At 61.6% G+C, this 24,513-nt stretch carries 22 protein-coding genes and 1 riboswitch; of the genes, 13 read left to right on the plus strand and 9 right to left on the minus strand.

Features of this window, described 5'->3' with window-relative positions:
- Positions 1–96: 96 nt before the first annotated feature.
- The 5 genes from OP496_RS00750 to OP496_RS00770 all read left to right on the plus strand — a co-directional run bounded on the left by OP496_RS00750 (position 97) and on the right by OP496_RS00770 (position 5,565).
- Positions 97–915: a MotA/TolQ/ExbB proton channel family protein gene (locus OP496_RS00750; protein WP_280561409.1), complete on the plus strand. Its 819-nt coding sequence runs from the start codon at positions 97–99 to the stop codon at positions 913–915.
- Complete coding sequence (locus OP496_RS00755) at positions 912–1,754, plus strand: OmpA family protein (RefSeq protein ID WP_280561410.1); 843 nt, start codon at positions 912–914, stop codon at positions 1,752–1,754. Before OP496_RS00750 ends, OP496_RS00755 begins: the two co-directional genes overlap by 4 nt.
- 95 nt (positions 1,755–1,849) lie before the next feature.
- A riboswitch (cobalamin riboswitch) is annotated at positions 1,850–2,068 on the plus strand.
- A gap of 120 nt (positions 2,069–2,188) precedes the next feature.
- On the plus strand, positions 2,189–4,024 hold the full coding sequence (locus OP496_RS00760) for a TonB-dependent receptor (protein WP_280561411.1): 1,836 nt from the start codon (positions 2,189–2,191) through the stop codon (positions 4,022–4,024).
- Positions 4,025–4,115: 91 nt separating this feature from the next.
- A complete protein-coding gene (locus tag OP496_RS00765) occupies positions 4,116–4,415 on the plus strand; it encodes a winged helix-turn-helix domain-containing protein (protein WP_280561412.1) in 300 nt (99 codons plus the stop codon).
- 73 nt (positions 4,416–4,488) lie between these two features.
- Complete coding sequence (locus tag OP496_RS00770) at positions 4,489–5,565, plus strand: PA0069 family radical SAM protein (protein WP_280561883.1); 1,077 nt, start codon at positions 4,489–4,491, stop codon at positions 5,563–5,565.
- 29 nt (positions 5,566–5,594) lie between these two features.
- Here the strand turns inward: OP496_RS00770 and OP496_RS00775 are convergent, their stop codons facing one another.
- From OP496_RS00775 to OP496_RS00785, 3 genes are read right to left on the minus strand one after another with little or no spacing between them, the layout of a single operon-like run.
- On the minus strand, positions 5,595–6,614 hold the full coding sequence (locus OP496_RS00775; RefSeq protein ID WP_280561414.1) for a sodium:calcium antiporter: 1,020 nt from the start codon (positions 6,612–6,614) through the stop codon (positions 5,595–5,597).
- Between the two features lie 41 nt (positions 6,615–6,655).
- Positions 6,656–8,977 carry a helicase C-terminal domain-containing protein gene (locus OP496_RS00780; protein WP_280561416.1) on the minus strand — a complete coding sequence of 774 codons (2,322 nt, stop codon included), beginning with the start codon at positions 8,975–8,977 and terminating at the stop codon, positions 6,656–6,658.
- Positions 8,974–10,650: a VRR-NUC domain-containing protein gene (locus OP496_RS00785; RefSeq protein ID WP_280561417.1), complete on the minus strand. Its 1,677-nt coding sequence runs from the start codon at positions 10,648–10,650 to the stop codon at positions 8,974–8,976. The genes OP496_RS00780 and OP496_RS00785 overlap by 4 nt, the downstream gene beginning before the upstream one ends.
- Positions 10,651–10,796: 146 nt before the next feature.
- Between OP496_RS00785 and OP496_RS00790 the strand changes: the two genes are divergently transcribed.
- Positions 10,797–11,114 (plus strand): hypothetical protein, encoded by a 318-nt coding sequence (locus tag OP496_RS00790; protein WP_280561419.1) that lies wholly within the window; start codon positions 10,797–10,799, stop codon positions 11,112–11,114.
- On the opposite strand, the gene OP496_RS00795 is transcribed toward OP496_RS00790, so the two are convergent.
- Complete coding sequence (locus OP496_RS00795) at positions 11,068–12,009, minus strand: oxygenase MpaB family protein (protein WP_280561420.1); 942 nt, start codon at positions 12,007–12,009, stop codon at positions 11,068–11,070. The two genes, OP496_RS00790 and OP496_RS00795, sit on opposite strands and share 47 nt — an antisense overlap.
- Before the next feature lie 164 nt (positions 12,010–12,173).
- On the opposite strand from OP496_RS00795, the gene OP496_RS00800 reads away from it, so the two are divergent.
- The gene (locus OP496_RS00800; protein WP_280561421.1) at positions 12,174–12,905 is read left to right on the plus strand and encodes a ParA family protein; all 732 of its coding nucleotides are present in this window, start codon (positions 12,174–12,176) and stop codon (positions 12,903–12,905) included.
- A 72-nt stretch (positions 12,906–12,977) separates the two neighbouring features.
- Entirely contained in the window at positions 12,978–13,577 is a 600-nt protein-coding gene (gene cobO / locus OP496_RS00805) for a cob(I)yrinic acid a,c-diamide adenosyltransferase (RefSeq protein ID WP_280561422.1), read from the plus strand.
- Between the two features lie 9 nt (positions 13,578–13,586).
- On the opposite strand, the gene OP496_RS00810 is transcribed toward cobO, so the two are convergent.
- Positions 13,587–14,465, minus strand: a complete 879-nt coding sequence (locus OP496_RS00810; protein ID WP_280561424.1) for a cobalamin-binding protein — start codon at positions 14,463–14,465, stop codon at positions 13,587–13,589.
- Between the two features lie 105 nt (positions 14,466–14,570).
- Between OP496_RS00810 and OP496_RS00815 the strand changes: the two genes are divergently transcribed.
- Positions 14,571–15,344 carry an SIMPL domain-containing protein gene (locus tag OP496_RS00815; RefSeq protein ID WP_280561425.1) on the plus strand — a complete coding sequence of 258 codons (774 nt, stop codon included), beginning with the start codon at positions 14,571–14,573 and terminating at the stop codon, positions 15,342–15,344.
- Positions 15,345–15,429: 85 nt separating this feature from the next.
- Here OP496_RS00815 and OP496_RS00820 read toward each other — a convergent pair whose 3' ends face one another.
- Positions 15,430–16,890, minus strand: coding sequence for a sodium-dependent transporter (locus tag OP496_RS00820; RefSeq protein WP_280561426.1), 1,461 nt, complete (start codon positions 16,888–16,890; stop codon positions 15,430–15,432).
- Between the two features lie 250 nt (positions 16,891–17,140).
- Between OP496_RS00820 and OP496_RS00825 the strand changes: the two genes are divergently transcribed.
- Entirely contained in the window at positions 17,141–18,433 is a 1,293-nt protein-coding gene (locus tag OP496_RS00825) for an arsenic transporter (RefSeq protein ID WP_280561427.1), read from the plus strand.
- A 16-nt stretch (positions 18,434–18,449) separates the two neighbouring features.
- Here the strand turns inward: OP496_RS00825 and OP496_RS00830 are convergent, their stop codons facing one another.
- On the minus strand, positions 18,450–18,776 hold the full coding sequence (locus tag OP496_RS00830; RefSeq protein ID WP_280561428.1) for a metalloregulator ArsR/SmtB family transcription factor: 327 nt from the start codon (positions 18,774–18,776) through the stop codon (positions 18,450–18,452).
- 57 nt (positions 18,777–18,833) lie between these two features.
- Here OP496_RS00830 and arsH point away from each other — a divergent pair, with 57 nt between their 5' ends.
- The 3 genes from arsH (at position 18,834) to OP496_RS00845 (ending at position 22,339) form a co-directional block, all read left to right on the plus strand.
- Positions 18,834–19,544: an arsenical resistance protein ArsH gene (gene arsH / locus OP496_RS00835; protein WP_280561429.1), complete on the plus strand. Its 711-nt coding sequence runs from the start codon at positions 18,834–18,836 to the stop codon at positions 19,542–19,544.
- 379 nt (positions 19,545–19,923) lie between these two features.
- Positions 19,924–21,090: a cyclopropane fatty acyl phospholipid synthase gene (gene cfa / locus OP496_RS00840; RefSeq protein ID WP_280561430.1), complete on the plus strand. Its 1,167-nt coding sequence runs from the start codon at positions 19,924–19,926 to the stop codon at positions 21,088–21,090.
- Positions 21,091–21,118: 28 nt separating this feature from the next.
- On the plus strand, positions 21,119–22,339 hold the full coding sequence (locus tag OP496_RS00845; RefSeq protein ID WP_280561431.1) for an MFS transporter: 1,221 nt from the start codon (positions 21,119–21,121) through the stop codon (positions 22,337–22,339).
- A gap of 76 nt (positions 22,340–22,415) precedes the next feature.
- Here the strand turns inward: OP496_RS00845 and pstB are convergent, their stop codons facing one another.
- Positions 22,416–23,309, minus strand: coding sequence for a phosphate ABC transporter ATP-binding protein PstB (gene pstB, locus OP496_RS00850; RefSeq protein WP_280561432.1), 894 nt, complete (start codon positions 23,307–23,309; stop codon positions 22,416–22,418).
- Between the two features lie 25 nt (positions 23,310–23,334).
- Complete coding sequence (pstA, locus tag OP496_RS00855) at positions 23,335–24,501, minus strand: phosphate ABC transporter permease PstA (protein WP_280561433.1); 1,167 nt, start codon at positions 24,499–24,501, stop codon at positions 23,335–23,337.
- Positions 24,502–24,513: the final 12 nt, after the last annotated feature.

The following is a 24,513-nucleotide window of genomic DNA, read 5'->3' on the forward strand; positions in this document are numbered from 1 at the left end:
GCTTTGCATATTCATGCCGCGCGTACCATGCGTCATGGTAACCCTTGGCCATCTCGCTTTATCGCTTTCATGCTGCTCCTGCATCGGACAACGCCCATGAACCCGTCGACCTTGATCGGCATCGCCGCCAGTGTGCTGCTGCTCGCCACCGTCGTGCTCTTCACCGCGCAAACGCCCAGCAGCTTCTTCAATTTCCCCGGCCTCGCCATCGTCATCACCGGCACGCTGGCCGCTACGTTCATCAGCTATCCCATGCGCGAGGTGGTGCGCGTCTCGCGCTTGGTGGGACTCGTCTTCCGTCGCGAGAACAGCCGTATCGACGAGGATATCCAGACGCTGGTCTCCATGGCGCGCCACTGGTTTCGTGGCAACATTCGCGCCATCGAAGCCGAGCTCGAAGACACGCGCAACCCCTTCCTGCGCACCGGAGTATCGCTGGTCATCGCCAATACCCAGGACGACGAGATTCACGACGTCCTGCGTTGGCGCATCGCACGCATGCGAGCGCGCGAGTACGCCGAGTCGCAGATCTTCCGCACCATGGCCACCTATGCACCAGCGTTCGGCATGCTGGGCACCTTGATCGGCCTGATCAACATGCTCGAGGTGATCGACGGCGGCGACTTGACGGTAATCGGTCCGCGCCTTGCCATCGCCCTGATGTCGACGTTCTACGGCATCCTGCTCGCCAACCTGCTTTTCAAGCCGATTGCAGTCAAACTGGAACGCCGCACCGAGGAACGTCTGATCGAAATGCACATGGTCATGGAAGGGGTGATGCTGATCGCCAAGCGCCGCCTGCCATCGTTCGTCGAGGACACGCTTAATTCCTTCATGGCCGAGCACCAGGACGAGATCCGCGAACCGGCACCTCGTACGCCCAAGCGGTCACGTGAGGAGGAAACGGTGGCATGAGCCGTGCGACGCATCGCTACGCCATCGACGCCAGCGATACCTTGATCGCCCCTGTCAATCACGCGGGCGATGAAGGCGGCGGCTGGCTGATGAGCTATCTCGACATGCTCACCTTGCTGATCACCTTGTTCGTACTGTTATTGGCATTAACCGGAAACGACGACAGCACCGCCAGCGACACGGCACTCGCCTTCCCCGCCCTGGGCGTGCCCACACTGCAAGCGCCCGCATGGTCGCCGAACTTCTATACCCCACCGCGTTCGAACAAACGCTACGTTGCGCCGCGTGACACCGCTTTCTATACGCCACCGCCGATGTCGCCACGGCCGCCACGCGTGATCATGGTCAACCCGGCGCCCGCCAAGACCTTGATGACGAGCGTCGAGGCCTCCCGCGATCCCCGTCGCGTGCGCCAACTGACGAGTACGCTCAAGCCCTTGATCGATGGCGTGGTCGTGACACAAAGCGCCCGGACACTGAACTTCCGCATCGAGAACCGCCTGCTGTTTTCCAGCAGCCGCGCCGGCCTCACCGACGAGGGCCGCGAGGTTCTGCGCCAGCTGCTGGACTCACTGCAGCAATACGAGGGCGATATCACCATCGAGGGTCATACGGATAGCCGGCCCATCGCCACCGACCGTTTCCCCTCCAACTGGGAACTCTCCACGGCACGTGCCACCGCCGTCTTACGCTTCCTGGTAGAAGAAGGACTCGATAGCAATGAGCTACGCGCGGTGGGGTATGCCGACACGCACCCGCTAAAAAGCAATGCCACGGCCGAGGGACGCGCGGCGAATCGTCGTGTCGAGCTGGTCCTGCATGAACCCGAAAGCCAGTGACCGGTTTCATGGCGGCCCGACGAGCGGCCGGCGATCAAGCTCCGCGTACTTGACATGACCGGCGTTTGACTTAGCGGTAACGGCCAAGCAGAATCCCCACCCGTCGAGACCCAGGTGCTCGGGAAACGGGTGAAAGTCCCGTACTGCCCCCGCAACGGTAATCGCGCTACATCGGAAATCGTCGCTGCCAGCCGCGCATGCGACCGTCACTGCTCTTTGCTTAGCTCGAGTGGGAAGGCGTTTCCGCCCGGTGTCGGATCTTTTCCGCCGCCAGCGCGTCAGTCCGGAGACCGGCCTGCGTCTCAGCACTGGCTGATGCGGAGGGCTTCGCCAGTGGCGACCGTTGCATTTACGCTGTCCAGGCGACGCGGCGGCGTCACCTCTTGTCCTCCTCATCGCGTAACTCGTTTCTTACGCTGATGAGGCGTTTTTATATGTTGCATAACAAAAATCTGCTGTGGCTGGCCATTGTAGTGGCGGGCAGCGCACAGGCGCAGGGCGATCAACGACTATCCGATATTCAGGTCACCGCCAACCGACTCCCCCAGTCGCAGAGCGATGTGCTGGCAAGCACCACCATCATCGACCGCGATGATATCGAACGTAGCCAGGCCGGCTCAGTCATCGACCTGCTGCAGGGCCGCGCGGGCATCGAAATGACGCAGAACGGACCACCAGGGACGCTCTCCAGTTTGTTCATGCGCGGTACCGAATCCGACCATAGCCTGGTTCTGGTCGATGGTGTGCGCATCAACTCGGCGACCAGTGGCGGTGCCAGCCTGGAAATGCTGCCACTCGAGGCCATCGAGCGTATCGAGATCGTACGTGGGCCAAGAGCCGCCGCTTATGGCGCTGACGCCATCGGCGGTGTCATTCAGGTTTTCACGCGGCACGGCACGAATACCGGCACGCAAGGCGGGCTAAAGGCGAGCGCAGGCAGCGACAGCACCCAGCGCCAGAGCGCCTGGGTCGCCACCGGCGATGACGACACCCGGCTGAACGCCTCGCTCTTTCACCGCGATGGCGATGGCTTCAACGCCACCCAGGCGGACGACAGCGGCGAGCGTGACGGCTTCGAGCGCGAAGGTGCCCAACTGGGACTTTCACATCGCATCAACGATGACGTCGACGTGAGCGTCAACGCACTGCGCCAGAACTTCGAGGGCGAATACGACAGCTGTATTGTCGGCTATTCACTTGGCTGCGAGGATATGCTTACTAAAGGCTATCTGCAATCCTTTAGCGGTGAGCTCGATGTCCAGCTTCAGCCAGACTGGCAGATGCAGATCACCGCCGGCCATTTCGACGAACAACGTGAGGAACGTGATGAAGGCACTCGCACGACTCTAAGCGAATCACATCGCAATGAGGCAGGCATTCAACACCGCTTTACTCGAGAGCATGGCGTCGATGTCATCGGCGTCGACTACCGTCAAGATAAGATCGATTATCAGGATAATGTCGGCGGAAATAGCTACCAAAAAGATAGCCGTGAAAATTACGGCGTCTATGGCATGATGCAGCGTACCTACGGTGTCCACGAGCTTTCCGGCTCCTTGCGCTACGACGATGATTCACTGTTCGGCGATAAGACTACCGGTAGCTTGGGTTATGCTTACCAACTAAGCACCAGCCAACGCACAGGTATTTCCTACAGTACGGCTTACAAAGCCCCTAGCTTACAAGAACTCTATGGACCCGAAAGCTGGGGCGCCAATCCGGACCTCAAGGCGGAAGAATCCAAGAATATCGAAGCCTTCTGGTCATTCGAAAAAGGACCATGGAACGCACGCGCCACGCTATTTGAGAATCGCATAGACGACCTGATCGTCTACTCTGACATCGGTAACAACAGCTACCGGAACTACAACGTCGACGAAGCCCGCATACGCGGAGTCGAACTCAGCGGCGGCTGGCAAGGCGACAACCTCTCCCTGAAAGCTAGCCTGACTCACCAGGATCCCAAAAACCGTGACACCGGAGAACGTCTAGCAAGTCGTTCCAAGCTCTATGGTCGCATTGATGCCGACTATACCTACCAGGCCTGGTCCTTCGGCACCACGCTACGCGGCTCAGGAGATCGCCGCGACAGCACCGACACCATGATGGGAGGCTACGGCGTGGTCGACCTGCGGACCAGTTGGCAGGTCACGCCCATGGTCGAGCTCTCGGCCAAGATGGAGAACGCCTTCGACAAGGAGTACCAACTGGTCGATGGTTACAATACCCAGGATCGCTACGTGGAAGGCGGCGTGACACTGCGCTTCTGATTCGCCTTTTACCACACGATGCCACGCATGCGCCCTGCCCCTTCATGGGAGCGGGGCGTTATGCTGTATGGACCTTTACAGGAGAGCATCCATGGCCTTGAGCAAGACCCAAAGCAGCTTCTATCGCCGGCTATATGTCGCGCACCTCATTGACCACGGCACGGCCAGCGTACCCGCGCTGATCGACGCCACCGGCATGCCGCGTCGCACCGCGCAGGACACTGTCAATGCCCTCGTGGAGCTGGACGTTCACTGCGAATTCGAGCAGCAAGCCGGTGCCCGACATCATATCGGGCGCTATGTCATCCGCGACTGGGGACCCATCGACCCGACGTGGGTCGCCGCGCATGCCGAGCGTTTACGCGAGGCGCTGGGCTATCCGCCGGTATGACACCACGCCGGTCGGGTTGAACCCATTTCCATGATGTCTATACTGTACTTATATACAGTCGAGGCATTGCATGATGACGACGCCCAGAAACCGTTCCCAGGCCCGCAAGGGACGCGGCGCGACCTTCGACCCTCACAATCGCTTTTCGCCCACGGTCAGCGAGGCCATCGACGACGGCTGGTGGCAAGAAGAAGCGCCGACACGGCTGGCGACACAGGTGCGTGACGAGCCCGCCAAGAGCGCGCTGTCCTGGAACCACTCGCCGGATCTTTCCTTCGATCGCTCGTTGAACCCCTATCGCGGTTGCGAGCACGGCTGCATCTACTGCTACGCACGCCCCAGCCATGCCTACTGGGACATGTCGCCAGGGCTCGACTTCGAAACCAAGCTGATCGCGCGCACCGGCATGGTCGAGCGGCTACGCGACGAACTCGACAAACCCGGCTACGTCTGTCGCCCGATCAACTTGTCGGGCAATACCGATTGCTATCAGCCGCTGGAGGCCGAGCGCGGCACGACCCGAGCCCTGCTGGAACTGCTGCTGGAGACCCGCCACCCCGTGACGCTAGTCACCAAGAGCGCCTTGATTCTGCGCGACAAGGCCTTGCTTGCCGAGATGGCCGAGCACCGCCTGGTGCGCGTCTTCGTCAGCCTGACCAGCCTCGACGACGACCTCAAGCGCACACTTGAACCGCGTACGGCAGCGCCACGCACACGCCTCAAGGTCATCCGCGAACTCAGCGAGGCCGGCATTCCCGTGGGCACCTTGATTTCGCCGGTGATTCCAGGGCTGACCGACCATGAACTCGAGTCCCTGCTGGAGGCCGGACACGACGCCGGTGCGCGCACCGCTGCCTGGATGCTACTACGCCTGCCGCATGAGGTCGCGCCGCTGTTCGAGACCTGGCTCAACGAGCACTACCCGCTACGCGCCGACAAGGTCATGAGCCTGATCCGCCAGTGCCGTGGCGGCGAGGATTACGATGCCCGCTTCGGCCATCGCATGCGCGGCGAAGGCGTGTTCGCGAAACTGCTGGCGCAACGTTTCCGCACCACCTGCCGGCGCCTGGGCATCGGCGACCGTGCCGAGATGGGGCTCGATACCAGTGCCTTTCGCGCCCCGCATGCCCAGGGCGATCTGTTCGACTGAGGAAATCCGCCCGCGCCGAATCGCTCGATTCAGGAAGCCTCGTGGAAAACCATCACCGCCCCGGCGCCGTACAACAGCACCAGCGCCACGCTTTCGAAGCCGATACGTGCCGGGCCGTGTTTCTCACGGCGCACCAGTCCCAGCAGCAATACCGCCGTCATCAGCACCGACAGCGCGATCCACAGCAATGTCTGATCGGAAACGGCGTGATAGATCGACCCATCGCGATAGGCGATATCCGAGGCGGCGGCAAACAGTGTGTCGAAGGCGTTACCGCCGATGATCCCGCCCACGGCCAGGGTCAGCGCCCCGCGTCGTACGGCGGCCACGGCAGTCACCAGCTCGGGCAAGGACGTCGCGACCGAGGTCAGCAGTATACCCACGGCGGTCTGGCTCATACCCGTTTCGGTCGCCAGCGTCGTCGCTGCTTTCTCCATCACCCAGCCGGACACGCCCAGCAACAAGGCCAGAGCGGCGAATCCGCTCCACAGCCGCGTCAAGGAATAGCGCTGGGCGTCGTCATCCGGTGCATCCTCGCGGGTTTCACGCGTGCGTCGCGGCATCCACATCGGCTGGCTACGCACTTCATCGATGATACGCAAACCATATACGTAGCCCAGAAACAGCAGCGGCGTGACCGGGTGAATGCCCCACAACGTCCACTCCGGCGAATAACGCGCCACCAGCAACATACCCAGCAGGCACATCAACAATGTGCCCTGCGCCAGATTGCCAATAGACGCTGCCGCATGTTCGAGATTGACGCGTCGCAGCGCCACATCGGCGACGGTAAGAAACAGCGTCTGTGCAGCGATCCCGCCCACGGCGTTGCTCATCGCCAGTTCGGGCTGACCCTTCCAGGCCGCCGTCACCGACAGCACGATGCCGGATAACGAGGTCGCCATGCCCATCAGCACCGCTCCGGCGATGGCCTCTCCCATGCCGGTACGATCGGCCAGCGTGTCCACCACGCCGGTCAGGCGCGTCCCGACCACGCCGATCACCAGTGCGCATCCAGCGAACAGCGCCACACTCAGCATCAAGCTCATATTACTCGTCCTTGAGAGGGTGTTTACAAAACATGTGCGCCCTACCCTAGAGAAGCACCGCCCGGGGTGCGAGCCGGGACATCAACGTTGTGGGTGACGTGCCACCATGACGGCAATAACGCCTGAATACGAGGCTCGGCGAAGCGGTCGTCGATCAGATGAATCGTGCCCCGGTCTTCGCGGGAGCGAATCACACGTCCAGCGGCCTGAATCACCTTCTGTACCCCGGGATAGACGTAAGCATAATCGTAGCCGGCGCCGAACATCGCCTGTAGATAGCGTCGACGCTGCTCGTTGACCGGATTGACCTGCGGCAGCCCCAGGGTGGCGATGAAAGCGCCGATCAGTCGCTCACCCGGAAGATCGATGCCTTCGCCGAAGGCCCCGCCGAGTACCGCGAACCCGACTCCGCGCCCGTCCGACGTGAAGCGTGCCAGAAAGTCCGCCCGAGCCGTTTCGTCCATACCCCGCGCCTGTTGCCATTGCGGTACCTCAGGATGTGCCTCCTGCAAACGCGCGGCGACATCCTCCAGATAGGCGAAACTGCTGAAGAAGGCCAGATAATTGCCCGGCCGACGCGCATAGGTCGCGGCGATCAGGTCAGCAATGGGTGCCAGCGATGCCTCACGGTCGCGAAAGCGCGTGGAAATATGCCGGGCGATATGCACGCTGAGTTGTTCGTTGGCGAAGGGCGACGCCACATCCAACCACACACTGTCCTCGGGCAATCCCAGCAGATCGCGCTGATAGCGCTCGGGCGTCAGAGTGGCCGAGAACAGCACGCTGGCATGCGCGGCCTTGAAACGCGGAGTCAGCAATGGCGCCGGCACGATGTTGCGCAGGCTCAGGCGCGCATGACGCATGCCTCGGTGGCCCGGGCGCATGGCGATATCGCACACGAAGTGACGATCGAACAGCTCGGCGATGCGCACCGTCTTCAAGGCATCGAAATAGAAACGCTGCAAGGCCGGGGACAAGGTATAAGGCGGCTCGGCCGCCACTTGCCCGATCGTCCCCACCAGACGCTGCAACGCCGCCAGCCATGCTTCGGGAACGTGCTCGAGTGCGGTATGTTCATTGATACACTCACGACCCAACGCGTTCCACTCACGATTGAGCTGCTTGAGCGCGGCACTAACGCCAGCGGGTTTCTCGCGTATCAGGGCGCGCAGGTCGCCTTGATCGAGGCTCGCGCTGTACATATCACGCGCGCGCTCGACCAGATTGTGTGCCTCGTCGACCAGCACGCCCAGACGCCAGTCGTTGGTCTGGGCCAACAGATGCAGCAAGCCGCCGCTGGCGAAGTAATAGTGATAATCGCCCACCGTGATGTCGCTCCAGCGCGCCATTTCCTGGCCCAGATAATACGGGCAGACGTTATGCGTCAGAGCGACATCGCGCAGACGCGCGCGATCCCAGTCGCCACCGGCGATCAGTACACGCCGGGCGCCAGGCATCTTATCGAAAAAACCCGCTGCCAACGGGCAGGACTCGCCGTGGCAGGCAAGGTCGGGATGCTCGCAGGCCTTGTCGCGCGCGGTCAGTTCCAGCACACGCAGCGGCGTCGTTTCCACTACCGGTTTCAGCGCATTCAGCGCCAGTTGTCGTCCGGGGGTCTTGGCGGCGAGATAACACAGACCATCGAGGCGCTGCGTAGGCATCGCCTTGAGCATCGGAAAGAGTGTCCCCAGAGTCTTGCCGGTGCCCGTCGGTGCCTGGGCCAGCAACGAGCGCCCGGTACTGGCCGCCTTGTAGACGTTTTCCGCCAGCGTGCGCTGCTCACCTTGCCAGCTCGCATGCGGGAAACGCAGCGCCACGAGCGCCTCGTCGCGTGCCGTACGGTGCGCCGTCTCCTGCAACGCCCAGTCGAGAAACGCCGCGCACTGCGCCTCGAAGAAATGACGCAAGGTGTCGCGGTCCACGCGCTCGACGAGCGGTGTCTCGATCTGGCGGGCGATATCGAAATACACCAGCGCCAGCTCGAGTTCGTCGAGACCTCGCGCCTCACACAGCAGCCAGCCATAAAGACGCAATTGGGCCCAATGCAGATGACGGTGGTTGTCTGGCTGGCGTGTCAGGTCGCCGCGATGGGTCTTGATCTCTTCCAGACGTCCGCGTCGCGGGTCGAAACCGTCGGCGCGCCCACGCACGCGCAGCCCGTACCCGGCCGCGCTCCAATAGACACCGTTCAAGGCGACTTCGAACTCGTAATGGGAGGCGCGACGCGAGGCGACCCAGGCATGCCCCTCGATGCCTTCTTCAGCGCTGGGCGATGGCGTGAAACGCAAGTCGAGATCGCCGCGCTTGGCGGTGAAATCGCACAGGGTGCGCACCGCCACTGTATAGTCCACTGCTTCGCTCATGACGCCCACGTCACGTGGCAGACATCGAGGGGCATGTCGTGACGTGCGCAAAACGCCAGCCACCGGCGTTGATTGTCCTGCAGGCGATCGCCCGGCCCCTTGACCTCGATCATCCGGTACTCGCCCTGCTCGGGGCGGAACTGGATCAGATCCGGCATTCCCGCACGATTGGCACGCACATCGCGCAGCAGACGCTCGAACCACAACCGCAGATGCGCCGCCGGCAGACACGCCAGCGCCATATCCAGTAGCGTGTCATCGAGCGCGTCCCACTGCACGAAAGCGGATTCGAGCCCATGCTTGTCGTGGTAAGTACGGCGGATCACGGCGCGATAGCCATGCTCGCCCTCGGACACCTCGAGACGCGCCAGACAGCGGGCGAAGAGCGTCTCGCGACGCGACGCGAACTCGGGACGCAACAGGTCCGCTGGGGCACGCTGGAATGGATGAAAGAAGGCCCCGGCAAGCGGCGCGAACACCGCATCCCAGCACAGCAAGCCGAACAGCGCATTGATCAGCGTATTCTCGACATAGTAGACCGGCATCGACGCGCACGACAGATGCTCCGCCACGGCGCGTTCCACCGACGCCGTGCGCGGTAGCGTCACCTCCAGGCGCGCCGGCATTGGCTCCTCGGTCACAGACGGCGGCGCGAGTGCCAGACGGCGATGAAGACGCGGCAACAGGCGGTCCAGTTGCTGACGTTCGGCCTCGCTTTCCGGCGCCGCCGCGACGTCGTTGGCCAATGCCAGGGCCTCGGCGTGGCGATCCTGGCGTTCCAGCATGCGCAGGCGACGCCCGCGGGCACCGGGATGAACGCTCTTCGCGTAGAGACCTTCCGCCGCCGCCAACTCACCTTCGCGCTCACGCGCTCGAGCCAACAGGAACAGCAGCTTGCCGCGCCGATTCTCCAGCCATGGATTGGCATTCGCCGGCGGCACGTCATCGAGTATGGTGGCGATGGGTTCGCCGGCCTCCAGTCGCTCGCGACAGGCATGCAGGTGTGCGTAGGTGTGGATGTCCTCGCGGCACTGAAAGGCCCGCGAGGCCGGACTCAGCGGCACATGCTCGAAGCGGCGGACGCCAAGGTCGGCGAGCACGAACTCGCTCCAGTCCTGATGCAGGTTGCCGAAGAACATCAAGCGCAGCCGCTCGCATAGTGCCATTCGTGTCATGCGCACCACGTTGAAGGGAAGCTCGGGACACCATGCGGTCAGCGGATGCTCGCCAAGATCGGCCTCGGCGAGCACCTCGAGCATGTCCGCCTTGCGCGCGCCACGGGTGAGGCCGTGATCGCGCAACAGCCCGTTCAGGTGACGACCGATCTCGGCCTTGGTCAGCAAGGGCCATAATGCCGGCAGCGACAGTGGCGGATCGTCTTCCACCCATCCGCGTTCGATCAACGGCGCCACGGCCGAAGCCGGCGTCCCGATTTCCGCGTAGTCGAGCCGATCGTCACGGAAGGTATCGCCCTTGCGCATGACCATGCGCACCCACAGCGCCTGCGCGGGCTCGGGCAAGCTTTCAAAGTGGGCGAGGAAATCGCGCTCGTCGTCATCGAACAGATCCACGTAGCACGCCTCGAGCCAGCGCAAGGCGCTGCGGAAGTTGTGCAGATAATAAAGCGGATCGTCGAGGGACGCGGGGCGCGGCGGGAGCGGCGTAGCGTTCATGAGCACATGATAGCAACCGCGTCTTGGCGACCCAAGCAGAGCGCACCTCGTCAGGTGTTAGCCTAGAACGCGACATTGCGTCGCCCTGCTACCGAGCGCCGCTTTGTTATACTCCGGGACGCATTCAATCGACGAAAGAGCTCGCCGTGAAAGACGCTTCATCCTGGCGCGAAAAGACACCGCGCCGTGCCAGCAAGTTTGGCTGCCTGGGCCTGATCGTCGGCGCCATCGCCTTCATCGTGGCGGTATACGCCATCATCATTTACTTCATCAGCCAGGGCGCGACTCCGGAAGACGAAGCCGGCGAGGAACGTGGTATCGCGCAATGCTGGCAGTCGATGGCGGCGCCGGAGATGACCGATCGCCAACGCCACACAACCGAGGAGCGATGTCAGGAGATGACCGAGCAGTTCGAGCTCAAGTACGGTCATGCGCCGTCGGTGACCCAGCCGCCGTCGTCGTAGTCCCGGCGACGCGTCGTCGTGCACGTTGCGAGGCACCATTGCGCATCGACCAGCGCAGTATCGGCACTAGCCGATGCACACCCGCCCGCACCGTGTGACGCTGCCAGCGCGGCATGTCGCGGTGGGCCATCTCGGCCGCCCAAAACGGTAGCAAGTCGACGCCGGCGCGCATCGTCAGCGCCACCAGCGGCCCCGCCAACGGGTGTGGGGCCGGCGCCCCGATCAGCAGTCTAAAGACCTCGGCGGTGCGCGCATCGAAGCACAACTGCGGACGCATCGCTTCGAGATAGGCATCGGTATCACCGCGCGTACGCGGCACGTCGCGTGCGCCCAGCGCCTCGGCGATACGCGCCACTTCGGCATAGTAACGGTCTTGGTCGGCGACGCTCAGGTCAGGGTTGCGATAGCGCAGATGCGCGGCAAGAAAGCGACTGACCTCGGCAACATGCACCCACGTCAGCAAATCCGGATCGTTGGCGGTATAGGGCTGCCCATCAGGGGTAGTGCCCGCCACCTCGTCGTGAATGCGCCGTACCCGGTCGATGAGCCGCTCGGCATCCGCCGTGGAGGCGAAGGTGGTCGCGGCGATGAACTGGCTGGTGCGACGCAATCGGCCGAGCATGTCGTCGCGAAAGTTGGAATGATCCCACACGCCAGCCAGCGCCAGCGGATGCAACATCTGCAACATCAGCGAGCTGATGCCGCCGCACAGCATCGAGGTGAAATCGCTGTGCACGCGCCAGCACACGCTCTGCGGCCCGAAAAGGCCAGGGTCGCCCGGTGGGTGTTCATAATCGATATCGCCCAAGGCCATGCCGGTCACGCCCATGATCTGGCGCTCGATACGCCGCCTCAGTACTTCCACCGCCGCCTCCTGCGCCTCAGGGTTGTACATCCCTTGATGCCTGACAATCATCACACATTGAAGAGGTACCCATGATACTGCGTTATATTCTGATGGATCGCTGGCACGATCGTCGATGAGGCGTTTGGCTGAAACATGAATGTCACAACAGGCTGTCACCATTTCCCACGCGCTATTGCCTGGGAGAAACCGCGATGAAAATGCTAGCCATCTACAGTATCAAGGGTGGCGTGGGCAAGACCGCCTCTGCCGTCAACCTGGCCGCACTGGCGAGCCAGGCCGGGCATCGCGTACTGCTTTGGGATCTCGATCCACAAGCGGCCACCACCTTCTATCTACGCGTCAAGCCCAAGGTACGCGGCGGCGTGGACAAGCTCGTCAAGGGCAAGGCCTCATTCGACAAGGTCATTCGTACCAGCGAGATACCCGACCTCGATCTACTGCCGGCGTCGTTCGGCTCGCGGGAGATGGATCACCTGCTCGAAGGCCGCAAGCTCAGCCGGCTACGCAAGATTCTCAAGCCGGTACACGACGATTACGACCTGGTGATACTCGACTGCCCGCCGAGCATTTCCACGCTCTCCGAACATGTTTTTTCGAGTGTTGACGCCCTGCTGGTGCCCACAGTGCCAACGACGCTCTCGCTGCGCACCCTGGAACAGTTGCGCGAGCACCTCGACGAGGCCAACCATTCTTGTCCGATCTGGCCCTTCTTCACGCTCGCCGATCGTCGCAAAAAACTCCATCTCGAGGTCATGGCCACGCTCAATCAGGATTGGCCACTGATGCTGACCACGACCATTCCCAACGCCAGTGCCGTCGAGCGCATGGGGCTCGAGCGCGCGCCGATCACGCAGTTCGCACGCTCATCCCCTGCGGCCCGCGCCTATCGTAGCCTGTGGCGAGAACTTGAACAGCGCCTGTAGACCACACACGTCTGCAACGTTGTGGGGCAGACCCGGGACGCGTTACGTTGCCTTTTTGTCCAGGAACCTCGCATGACCGACCGCCAGTCCCGCCATCGCAACGCCATGCGCAACCTCAAGTCGCATGTCGACGAGAAAGTCGCCGCCGCCACCGAGCAGCGCGGTCTGTTGCTGGTCTTTACCGGCAACGGCAAAGGCAAGACCACCGCCGCCTGGGGCACCGTCACCCGGGCGCTCGGCTACGGCTATCGAGCCGGCGTGGTGCAGTTCATCAAGGGCATGTGGGAATGCGGCGAGCGCGAACGCCTCGAGAGCGATCCCAATCTGAGCGTGCATATCATGGCCACCGGCTTCACCTGGGAGACTCAGAATCGTGAGTCGGACACCCAGGCCTGCCAGACCGTGTGGGCGGACGCACAACGCCTGCTGAACGACCCCGAGGTCTATCTCGTGGTGCTCGACGAGATCACCTACATGCTCAAGTTCGGCTATCTCGACATTGCCACGGTCCGCGAGGCACTCGCCAACCGGCCCACCGAGCAGACGGTGATCGTCACCGGGCGCAATGCCCATCGCGAGTTGCTCGACATGGCCGATACCGTCACCGAGATGCAGGAAGTGCGGCATGCTTTCAATGATGGCCTCCAGGCACGCCGTGGCATCGACTACTGAGTGACGTGCTCAAGGAGACTGGGATGCCCGCTCCAGAGCCTGGCAGATCTGCTCGACGCCCTCGACGAGGCGTGGCCCCGGGCGGCTGATGGGATCGGGGTCGAGGGTGTAAAGGTGGTCATCGCGCACCGCCGGCAACCAGTCTTGGCCTTGCCAGTCATGCTGCCAATCATCGTTGCGCGCGGCCGAAAGAATCACCTCGGGACGCGCCTCGATCAGCGCTTCACGTCCTATTTCGGGCACCAGCACCGAGCGCTCGGCGAACAACGGTTTCCCCCCGCAATGGCGGATCGCCTGGGTGATGATATGCCCATCGCCCAGCGTGGTCAGGGGGTCATGCCCCAATTGATAGAACACACGCGGCGTTTCCTTGAGCGTTTGCCGCGATGCGGCGAGGCGTGACTCGAACGCGTCGGCCGCGCGCTCCGCCGCCTTCGAGTGACCGGTGAGACGCCCCAGATCACGCAGATCGTCCGCCACGTCGTCGAGATGGCGTGGCTCGCTCTCGTAGACCGGCACGTCCAGAGCGTCGAGACGTTCCACCACGCTACGCGGCGTACCGCTGCGCCAGGTCACGACGAGGTCCGGCTCGCGGGCCATGATGGCCTCCAGCGCGATGCCTCGATAACTACCCACACGGGACACGTCCTTGGCCGCCTCGGGGTAATCGCTGCCCTGCAGCACCCCCACCAGCCGTTCGCCGGCCTTCACCGCATAGAGCATTTCCACGATATGCGGCGCCAGCGCCACGACACGCTTGGCGGGGGCTTCGAGCGTGACCGTATTGCCGGCATCGTCGGTCACCTCGAGCGCCGCCTGTGCCGTGCCTGACGATGACAGCGCGGCCATCGTCAACAGGTATGCAAGAAACAAGCAAATACGGCGCAACCTCACGACTCCCATAGCCACTTTCGGGCACGCAGGATAGCATGCTCGCATGAGTCGCTCGCCTTTGGCGGCGACTCAGTTTCTCAATACCCACAGGAGGTTTGCATGATGCGCAAGGATATTCGCCTTCCTTTCATGGCGACGGCGCTGCTCGGCGCGTTGCTGGTAGCCGTACCCCAGGCCCAGGCCAAGCCCGGCCCCAAGACGTCGCATGAACTTCACGTACAGGCACAGTCGAGTCTCGACGTAGCGCCGGACATGGCGCGTCTCAACGCACGCTTGTGGGAGCGCACCCCCGCCGTGGCTCGGAGCGAGAAAGGCAGTGACGCCCAGGCCCTCGGCGATGCACGCGAGCAACTGGAATCACGTACTGGCGATCTGATTCGTGCTCTGGAAGATGCCGGCGTGGAAAGCAACGACATTCAAGCCGGCTCGCTCAATGTTCGCCCCGAGATCATCTCGCGCTCACAGCAGAACGATGACGCGGAAGATCAGGTACGGACCCAGGTAGAGCGTCCCGTGAGTGTCACGATCCGCGACCTCGAACGTTTGCCGAGCATTCTCGATGCGCTGACCGCCGCTGGCGTGGATGCACTGGATGGCGTCGAATACGACCTGAAGGACCGCGACGCCGCCACCGACAAGGCGCTATCCAAAGCTCTCGAACGCGCCAGACACAAGGCGCAGTTGATGGCCGACACGCTCGAGGTCAGTCTCGGCGATGTGGTCAATATCGAGGAAACGCAGTCACCCTCCTACGCACCGCGTACCATGATGATGCGCGCCGAGTCCGCCGACGCTAAATCCGCGCCGGAATACCGCGCCGGGGAAATCGCCATCGACGCCGGCGTCAACGTCACCTGGGAAATCGAAGACTAGATTCGATCATGGCGACTCTGACATGAAGAAGCCCGGCCTTGGCCGGGCTTCTTCATGGATGCAAAGCATACTTGCTACGCTGCATTCAACCGACGAACTGGCGCTTCACGCGCGGACTCAGCATCTCACCGAGCACGGTGATCGCCACCAACACCGCTAGGAACCACGGCCATTGGCTGCCGATGTCGATGCTCATCACGCCCAGCGCGTCGATGAAGATCAGCACGATCCCCAGCGGACTGACATAACGCACCATCAACAGCCACAGGGCATGCTGCCACCTGGAAAGGCGCAGTTCGTCGCGGAAGATCTCATCGCGCAGCAGGAAGCCGGCCATCAGGCAGAGTCCCAGACCGCCCAGCGGCATCATCCAGCGCGATGTCAGGTAATCGAGCCAATCGAAGAAGTTCTTGCCGGCGAGCGTCCAATCGGCGCCCAGATTGAACGACAGCATGGCCAAGGTGCTCAGCAGCCAGAGCACGATGCCACTGCTCCAGGCCGCCGCCTTGCGACTCATGCCCTTGCGCTCGGTCAACCAGGCCACGGTGGCTTCGACCATCGATACCGCCGAGGTCAACGCCGCCACGCTGAGCATCATGAAGAAGATGACTTGCAGTACACTCCCCATCGGCATCTGCTGGAATGCCAGAGGCAGACTCATGAAGATCAATCCCGGGCCGCTGGCCGGATCCATGCCGTTGGCGAAAATCGCCGGAAAGATCGCCAGCCCCGCCATCAACGCAATCAGCGTGTCGCAGATCGCCACAGTGAACGTCGTCCGCGCGATGGACTTGTTATCGGGCAGGTACGCGCCATAGGCCATGATCGCCCCTGCCGACAGTGACAACGTGAAGAACGCATGTCCCATCGCCGCCAGCAGCCCTGCGCTCGACAGCTTGCCGATCTCGAAGGAAAACAGGAACGTCACCGCCTCGCCGAAACCACCCGAGAACATGGCGTAGACGATCATCGCCAGCAGCAACAGTACCATCCCCGGCATCATCCAGCGCATGTTGCGTTCGATGCCTTCCTGCACCCCTTTGCCGACGATACACATGGTCACCACCGTGACCAGGGTGCTCCATGCGCCCAGGCTCAGCGGATTGGCATTGTTGGCCCCGAAGATGGCCGCCATGTCGTCGACACTACCGCCTTGCAAGCCGCCACTGAGCGCCTTCCATAGATAGGCCAGCGACCACCCGGCGACGACCACGTAGAACGACAGGATCATGAACCCAGCGAGCATCGACATCCAGCCGAAGCCGGACCAGATCTTGCCGCGCCCGGACTCCTGTGCCACACGCTTGACGGCATCGATGGGACTGCCGCGACCGCGCCGCCCGAAGGCAATCTCGGTCATCATCGCGGGAATACCGATACACAGAATGCAGGCCAGATAAACGAGCACGAAGGCGCCGCCGCCGTACTCCCCGGTCATGTAGGGAAACTTCCAGATATTGCCCAGGCCCACCGCCGAGCCCGTCGCCGCCAGCACGAAGCCCCAGCGGCCGATCCAAAGATTTTTCGGTTGCTGTCTTGCCGTCATGGTTCACCTGAAGGGTTATTGTTGTGGTTCATGCAGCGCGGCGCGAGCACTTGCCACCGCGAGATTCTACCGTTTTCCGTTGGCATTTCGCGAACCGCACGCCATATTCTCAAGGCGCACCCTTGGGCTCGGTCCGAATTTCAGGGTCCACTTCAGACAGGCCAATATTAACGACTTGGAAGCTTGCATCATTTCGATAATTATTTAAATATAGAAAGATCATGATCCACTCACCCGCCTCGGACACAGCATGCTACTCGCGCTTCCCATCTTCATCGCCACGCTCGTCCTGGTCATCTGGCAACCACGCGGCCTGGGCATTGGCTGGAGCGCAAGCGCCGGCGCTCTGGTCGCCCTGCTCACCGGCGTCATACATCTCGGGGATATTCCCGCCGTCTGGGACATCGTCTGGAACGCGACCTTTACCTTCATCGCCATCATCATCACCAGCCTGCTCCTCGACGAGGCCGGCTTCTTCGAGTGGGCGGCACTGCATATCGGGCGCTGGGGCAATGGCCGAGGCCCTCGTCTGTTCGCCCTGATAGTCCTGCTCGGCGCCCTGGTGGCGGCAGTCTTCGCCAATGACGGCGCCGCGCTGATTCTCACGCCCATCGTCTTCGAGATGCTCCTCGCTCTGGGATTCAGTGCGGGCGCTACCCTGGCCTTCGTCATGGCGGCCGGATTCATCGCCGATACCGCCAGCCTACCGCTGGTAGTCTCCAATCTGGTCAACATCGTCTCGGCGGACTATTTCGAGATCGGCTTTGGCGAATACGCCAAGGTCATGGTGATGGTCAACGTCGTCTCGGTCCTAGCATCGCTGGGCATGCTATACCTGTTCTTCCGCCGCGCCATCCCCGCTACCTATGCGCTCGAGGAATTGCGCGCGCCCCGCGAGGCGATCCGCGACTCGGCGGTATTCAAGGCCGGCTGGTGGGTACTAGGCCTACTGCTGATCGGCTTTTTCGTCGCCGAGCCGCTGGGCGTGCCGGTCTGCGTGATCGCCGCCATCGGCGCGCTGATTCTCTTCGTCATCGCCCAGCGCGGCCAGCATATTCGCACTCGCAAGGTGCTCCGTGAGGCGCCCTGGAACATCGTGGTGTTCTCGCTGGGCATGTACCTGGTGGTCTACGGGCTGCGCAATGCCGGTCTCACCGACATGATCGCCGGCGGGCTGGAATGGCTAGGCGGGCATGGCCCATGGCTCGCGACGCTGGGCACCGGCTTCATCGCCGCCGGGCTATCTTCGGTGATGAACAACATGCCTACCGTGCTGGTCGTGGCGCTGTCGATCGACGCCAGCGACGTGGCCGATCTAACTCAACGGGCGATGGTCTACGCCAATGTCATCGGCAGCGACCTGGGACCCAAGATCACCCCTATCGGCAGTCTCGCCACCCTGCTCTGGCTGCATGTGCTGGCACGCAAGGGCATGCAAATCAGCTGGGGCTACTATTTTCGAGTGGGGATCGTGCTCACCGTGCCGGTATTGACGATCACGCTGCTGGCGCTGGCCGCCTGGCTACAGCTGCTCAGCGCATAACGAGGCAGGTCCAGGGTCAGCAGCGCCCTGCATCGTCAGACAACCGGCACTGCTCAGGCTGGTCATCGCAACAATGCGCGGTCAAATAATCCACCAAGCCGCGCATGTGCGAGAAATCGGCACGGTAATGCACATGGCGACCGTGCGATTCGCCATGCACCAGGCCGGCGTGGGACAGCTCCTTGAGATGAAAGGAGAGTGTCGAGGGCGATACTTCCAACGCCTCGGCGATATCGCCGGCAAAGGCGCCGTCGGGGCCGACACCGACCAGATAACGGAAAATCGCCAGGCGCGTGCGCTGCGCCAGCGCCGAGAGTGCCGAAAGCGCGTCGTTGGTTTCCATGGTTGCACAACAATTGAAGTGACGTTGATCCCCGACTATCCCATACAGGAGGCCCCTATGCACGATCTTCCCAACCTCGAGGACGCGCACTTCGCTGCTCCCTCCGTCGAGGGTTTGTTCGATACGCCGCCCGGTACGCATGCGCCGCGCATCCTGATGCTTTACGGGTCATTGCGCGAACGTTCGTTCAGCCGCCTAGTCAGCGAGGAAGCCGCCCGCTTGCTGCGTGCCATGGGCGCCGACGTACGGCTATTCGATCCACGCGATCTACCTCTGCCCGACAGCGAGGATGCCACGCATCCCAAGGTACAGGAGCTGCGCGATCTGGCGCAGTGGTCGGAAGGCATGGTGTGGTGCTCGCCGGAACGTCACGGTTCGATGAGCGCTATCATGAAGGCACAGATCGACTGGATTCCACTTTCTCTGGGAGGCGTACGCCCGACCCAGGGCAAGACCCTGGCGGTCATGCAGATCTGCGGCGGCTCGCAGTCCTTCAATACGGTCAACCAGCTGCGCGTTCTCGGGCGCTGGATGCGTATGCTCACCATCCCCAACCAATCCTCGGTACCCAAGGCATTCCTGGAATTCGACGACGCGAACCGCATGCAGCCCTCACCGCTTTATGACCGCATCGTCGATGTCATGGAAGAGTTGATGAAATTCACGCTGCTGGTGCGGGACCGCAGTGACTACCTGACCGATCGCTATTCCGAACGCAAGGAAAGTACCGAGCAGGTCTCGCAACGCGTCAATCAACGCGCCATGTGACTTCACGAATGCCAAGACAGCATCTTTCAGCAAACTGACACACAGGCGCCTCAAGACCGGCCAAGTGCTATACATCGGCAGCGAGATGGAAGACGAACAAACACGCGTCTATCGTGTAGGACAGGTTTTCTTCACTCGGAGAACCGTTCCGTGGATTACTTCGATTTCAAGGGCTGGTCGAAAAGCGGATGGGCCACTGAAAACATGACCGCAAGGCACCTGGGCAGCGAGTCATTATTTCAGTATATCGAAGTCATTAGGTAGCATGCAAACGGTTATGATGGCGTATAATAGGTGGATAAGTCCGATATCGTCACGAAAAATTCAAGACAGACTCCCGGGATCAGCGCCGGGAGCATGAGCAAGAGGAAGATCAGCAGTGAACGCTCCACTCAAGGAAACCACCACTTCGACCCAGGCACTTGAGCAACACAAGAGCTATCGCTTCGTCGCCGACCTTCTGGCCCGCGCCGATATTCAGATCAACGGCTCGCGCCCTTGGGACATGCAGGTACATTCATCCGAGGTCTTCGACCGCGCGCTGGCCGAGGGCAATCTTGGGCTTGGCGAGGCATACATGGCCGGACTGTGGGATGCCGAGCGTCTCGACGAGTTCTTCACTCGCCTGCTCCGCGCCAAGATCGACAAGGCCGTTCAGCCTTCCAAACTGGTGTTCCACGCCCTGCGTGCCAAGTTCACCAATCTGCAAAGCGTCAAACGTGCCTGGAAAGTCGGCGAAGCACACTACGACCTGGGCAATGACTTCTACGCGACCATGCTCGATAAGCGCATGACCTATACCTGCGGGTACTGGCACGACGCCGAGACCCTGGATGCCGCTCAGGAGGCCAAGCTCGACCTGATCTGCCGCAAGCTGGATCTCAAGCCCGGCATGCGCATTCTGGATATCGGCTGCGGCTGGGGCAGCTTCATGGCCTACGCCGCCGAGCATTATGGGGTGGAATGCGTCGGGCTCACGATCTCGCGCGAGCAGGCCGACTACGGGAAGTCCTTGATGAAGAAGGGACTTCCCGTGGAATTTCGGCTTCAGGACTATCGTGAGATCAACGAAGAGTTCGATGCCATCATCAGTATCGGCATGTTCGAGCATGTCGGCCGCAAGAATCATCGCGAGTACATGGAAGTCGCCCATCGTTGCCTCAAGGAAGGCGGCCTCTTCATGCTGCATACCATCGGCAAGAACGTCCGCGAAAGCACGCCAGACCCGTGGGTCGACAAGTACATCTTCCCCAACGGGGACCTTCCTTCCATCGGCCAGATCGGTGATGCCGCAGGCGGGCTTTTCGTGACCGAAGACCTGCACAACTTCGGCGCCGATTACGACAAGACACTGATGGCCTGGTGGGAGAATTTCGAAGCGCACTGGCCACAATTCAAGGAACGCTACGGCAACGAGTTCTACCGCATGTGGCGTTATTACCTGCTGTCGTGCGCCGCTGCCTTCCGGGCGCGCGATATACAGCTATGGCAGTGGGTTCTGGCCAAGCCCGGCGTACCCGGCGGCTATTCACGCGTCACCAACTGAGCATTCAACTCACTGGAAAGGAAGCGTAGTGGGCTATAGACGTATCATCGTCCAGCATTACGGTATTCTAGCGATCGGCTTTCTAGCCGTCTTCTCCGGCAATCTCGGACAGACCTTTCTGGTCGGGTTTTTCCAGCCGGCCATTTCCGAGAGCTTCTCTCTGAGCAGTGGCCAGTTTGGTATTGCCTATTCGCTGGTCACCTTGATCTCGGGCTGCCTGATTTTCTTCATCGGGCCCAAGCTGGATTGGTGGCCGGCCCGGCGCTTCGCCACGTTCGTCGTGTGCGGGATGGCACTGGGAATCCTGCTGCTGACACTATCGCCCTGGGCCACCCTGGCGCTGATGGGCTTCGGGCTCATCCGTTTTTGCGGCCAGGGAATGTTCGTGCACCTGGGCACCACCACAGCGGCGCGACGCATCGTGCAAGCACGCGGCAGCGCCCTGGCGCTGGTGACACTGGCCATTCCACTGGGCGAGGCCATTCTGCCCAGTGGCATCGCGAGCGCCCTGCACGTGTGGTCCTGGCGGGAAATCTGGTGGGGTGCCTTGGCGGTATTGATGCTCGTGTGGATACCGGCGCTGCTGCTTTATCCCAATTGGCCGCCACCCAGTCAGACACGGACAACCCATAAGCACGACGCAGAGCAGAAGAAGACCGCCACGCCAACGCCACGACCGTTACGCGAAGCACGCTTCTGGCGCTTGAGTTTGATGATGCTGTCGGTTGCCATCGTCAATACTGGCATCTTCGTCTTTCAAGCGGACATGGTCGATGAGTTCAACGCTACGCCCTCGACCTTCGCCATCGGCTTCGCCCTGGCGGCCGCAGGACGTGTCGCCGGCTCACTTGTCGCAGGACGCATGGTCGACCGCCTGGGACCGGCGCTGATGGGCCGGCTCTATCTGTTGCCCTTACTCGCGGGACTCGTCTTGGCGGTTATCCTGCAAAACGCCTGGGGAATATTGGCTTACATGTTGCTGTCAGGCATCGTGACAGGCATGCAGGAACCTACTGTCACCAGCTTGCTGATCCAGTTCTGGGGTAGCGAGCACCTCGGACGTTTGCGCTCGATTTTCGTGGCGGGCATGGTGTTCGCCTCAGGACTCGCCCCCGCGACCTTCGGGCTACTACTCGACGCAGGTATTACGTTCACCGCCATTCTCATGCTGATGATTGCCATGGTGAGTGTCGGGTTTCTACTTGCCTGGGGGCCCCTGACACGACAAGTACGCGCACCATCGTCATGAGGCATCGCCGGGTATAACAATAAAGGGCGCATGTGCGCCCTTTATTGTTCATACACCGACTTACTTGCAGGAGCCATCAGCCATAGCGACCAGTGATGTAGTCCTCCGCCTTCTTGGTATGCGGGTTGGCGAACATCTGCTTGGTGGCGTTGTATTCGATCATCTCACCGAGGTGGAAAAACGCCGTGTAATCCGCCACACGTGCTGCCTGCTGCATGTTGTGGGTCACGGTGACGATGGTGAAATCCTGCTTGAGCTTATCCATCAGGTCCTCAATCGTTGCCGTGGAAATCGGATCGAGTGCCGAGGTCGGTTCATCCATGAGGATGACGTCGGGACGCACGGCAATTGCCCGCGCAATGCAAAGCCGCTGTTGCTGCCCCCCGGACAACGAGGTTCCCGGCTCATAAAGCTTGTCCTTGACCTCGTTCCATAGACCCGCATCGCGCAACGCGCGCTCTACCAATTCGTCTTGGTCGGCCTTGCGGCTGACCATGTCGTGCATGCGTGGCGCATACGCGACATTTTCATGGATCGACTTGGGAAACGGATTGGGCTTCTGAAAGACCATGCCCACACGTCGACGCAGCGCCACTTCATCCATGCCGCGGGCATTGACGTCACGGCCGTCCATTTCCACCAGCCCCTTGATCCGCACGCTGCTGATCAAATCGTTCATACGATTGAGACAACGCAGAAAGGTGGACTTGCCGCAGCCCGACGGACCGATCAGCGCAGTGACGGTATTCGCGAACACATCGATGCTGATGTCATCCAGCGCCTGGTGCTCGCCATACCACAAGCTGAGATCGCGTACGCGTACGCTCAGGTTTTCTTCAACGCTTTCGTTGCGTGTTACCGGCTGCCCCTTATCGGGTGTCACGTCGCTATATTGGTCGCGCACGGCATCATCCGACGCCAAGGACTGATCTTGCTGGGTCTGAAAATTCTGCAGGGTCGTGTCGTTCATGGCGATGAGTCCTGTCGGAAGTCGCTTACCAGCGACGTTCGAATTTGTTGCGTAACCACACGGCGAGCGCATTGAGAAAGATCAGCACCGCCAGAAGCACCAGGATGCCGCCTGCCGTCTTCTCGGCGAAGGCGCTATTCGGCTCGCTGGCCCAAGTGAATATCTGCGCCGGCATGACCGTCGAGGCGCCCGTTATCGAGATCGACGCATCGGGAATGAAGGCCACCATGCCCACGATGATCAGCGGTGCGGTCTCGCCCATGGCCTGCGCCAGGCCGATGATCGAGCCCGTCAGAATGCCCGGCAGCGACACCGGCAACACGTGATCGCGCACCACCTGCCAACGTGAACACCCCACGCCAAATGCCGCATGACGGATACTATCCGGCACACTGCGAAGCGCCGCACGCGTCGAGATGATAATCACAGGCAGCGTCATCAGTGCCAAAGTCAAACCGCCTACCAGCGGCGAGGAACGAGGCACCCCGAAGAAGCTGATATAAATTGCCAGCCCCAGCAGGCCAAACAGGATGGAAGGGACGGCCGCCAGATTGTTGATATTGATTTCGATGATCTGGGTCAGTTTGTTGTCGGGGGCGAACTCCTCGAGATAGACGGCCGTCATCACGCCCACCGGAAAGCATACCGCCATGGTGACCAGCATGGTCATTACCGTCCCGATAGCCGCCGAGGCAATCCCCGCCATCTCCGGCATCTTGGAATCACCGGTGGTAAAGAAGGTGGCATTGAACTTCAGGGCCGCACGCCCCTCTTCGACCAAGGCCTGGAGTGTTTCCTTGTCGGCGGGACGCAAGCGGTCCTCATTGCCCTTGAGATACTGATCGACACGACTATCGGCAATGACCCACTGAGTCTGCGTCGTGCCCATCAACGCCGGATTGTTTTCCATCTTCTGCGGCAAGGGCCGGAAAAACCCGCGCGAGATCAGTGGGCGCACATCTTCGTCGACGGCGGCCAACGGTAACTTCCGGGACTGCTCGTCGTAGCTGACCTCGACCTGTATCTGCGCTTGCTGGAAAGCGGGCCATCCGCGCGCCACCATGTCGGAAATGAAGACCACCAGAAAAGCCGCCGACAGTATCAAGGCGCCCATGGTCATCCATTTCATGCGCGCCGAACGCCGATGGCGTTTCTTGAGCTGCGCGGAAATTTCTTCGAACGATTGGCTCATGCTCTCGACCTA

It is taken from the genome of Chromohalobacter sp. 48-RD10 (assembly GCF_029889785.1).
Classification (GTDB): domain Bacteria; phylum Pseudomonadota; class Gammaproteobacteria; order Pseudomonadales; family Halomonadaceae; genus Chromohalobacter.

Coding starts and splice junctions, on each gene's coding strand:
- OP496_RS00750 (WP_280561409.1), top strand. CDS start 97: ATGAACCCGTCGACCTTGATCGGCATCGCCGCCAGTGTGCTGCTGCTC.
- OP496_RS00755 (WP_280561410.1), top strand. CDS start 912: ATGAGCCGTGCGACGCATCGCTACGCCATCGACGCCAGCGATACCTTG.
- OP496_RS00760 (WP_280561411.1), top strand. CDS start 2,189: ATGTTGCATAACAAAAATCTGCTGTGGCTGGCCATTGTAGTGGCGGGC.
- OP496_RS00765 (WP_280561412.1), top strand. CDS start 4,116: ATGGCCTTGAGCAAGACCCAAAGCAGCTTCTATCGCCGGCTATATGTC.
- OP496_RS00770 (WP_280561883.1), top strand. CDS start 4,489: ATGACGACGCCCAGAAACCGTTCCCAGGCCCGCAAGGGACGCGGCGCG.
- OP496_RS00775 (WP_280561414.1), bottom strand. CDS start 6,614: ATGAGCTTGATGCTGAGTGTGGCGCTGTTCGCTGGATGCGCACTGGTG.
- OP496_RS00780 (WP_280561416.1), bottom strand. CDS start 8,977: ATGAGCGAAGCAGTGGACTATACAGTGGCGGTGCGCACCCTGTGCGAT.
- OP496_RS00785 (WP_280561417.1), bottom strand. CDS start 10,650: ATGAACGCTACGCCGCTCCCGCCGCGCCCCGCGTCCCTCGACGATCCG.
- OP496_RS00795 (WP_280561420.1), bottom strand. CDS start 12,009: ATGTACAACCCTGAGGCGCAGGAGGCGGCGGTGGAAGTACTGAGGCGG.
- OP496_RS00800 (WP_280561421.1), top strand. CDS start 12,174: ATGAAAATGCTAGCCATCTACAGTATCAAGGGTGGCGTGGGCAAGACC.
- cobO (WP_280561422.1), top strand. CDS start 12,978: ATGACCGACCGCCAGTCCCGCCATCGCAACGCCATGCGCAACCTCAAG.
- OP496_RS00815 (WP_280561425.1), top strand. CDS start 14,571: ATGATGCGCAAGGATATTCGCCTTCCTTTCATGGCGACGGCGCTGCTC.
- OP496_RS00820 (WP_280561426.1), bottom strand. CDS start 16,890: ATGACGGCAAGACAGCAACCGAAAAATCTTTGGATCGGCCGCTGGGGC.
- OP496_RS00825 (WP_280561427.1), top strand. CDS start 17,141: ATGCTACTCGCGCTTCCCATCTTCATCGCCACGCTCGTCCTGGTCATC.
- OP496_RS00830 (WP_280561428.1), bottom strand. CDS start 18,776: ATGGAAACCAACGACGCGCTTTCGGCACTCTCGGCGCTGGCGCAGCGC.
- arsH (WP_280561429.1), top strand. CDS start 18,834: ATGCACGATCTTCCCAACCTCGAGGACGCGCACTTCGCTGCTCCCTCC.
- pstB (WP_280561432.1), bottom strand. CDS start 23,309: ATGAACGACACGACCCTGCAGAATTTTCAGACCCAGCAAGATCAGTCC.
- pstA (WP_280561433.1), bottom strand. CDS start 24,501: ATGAGCCAATCGTTCGAAGAAATTTCCGCGCAGCTCAAGAAACGCCAT.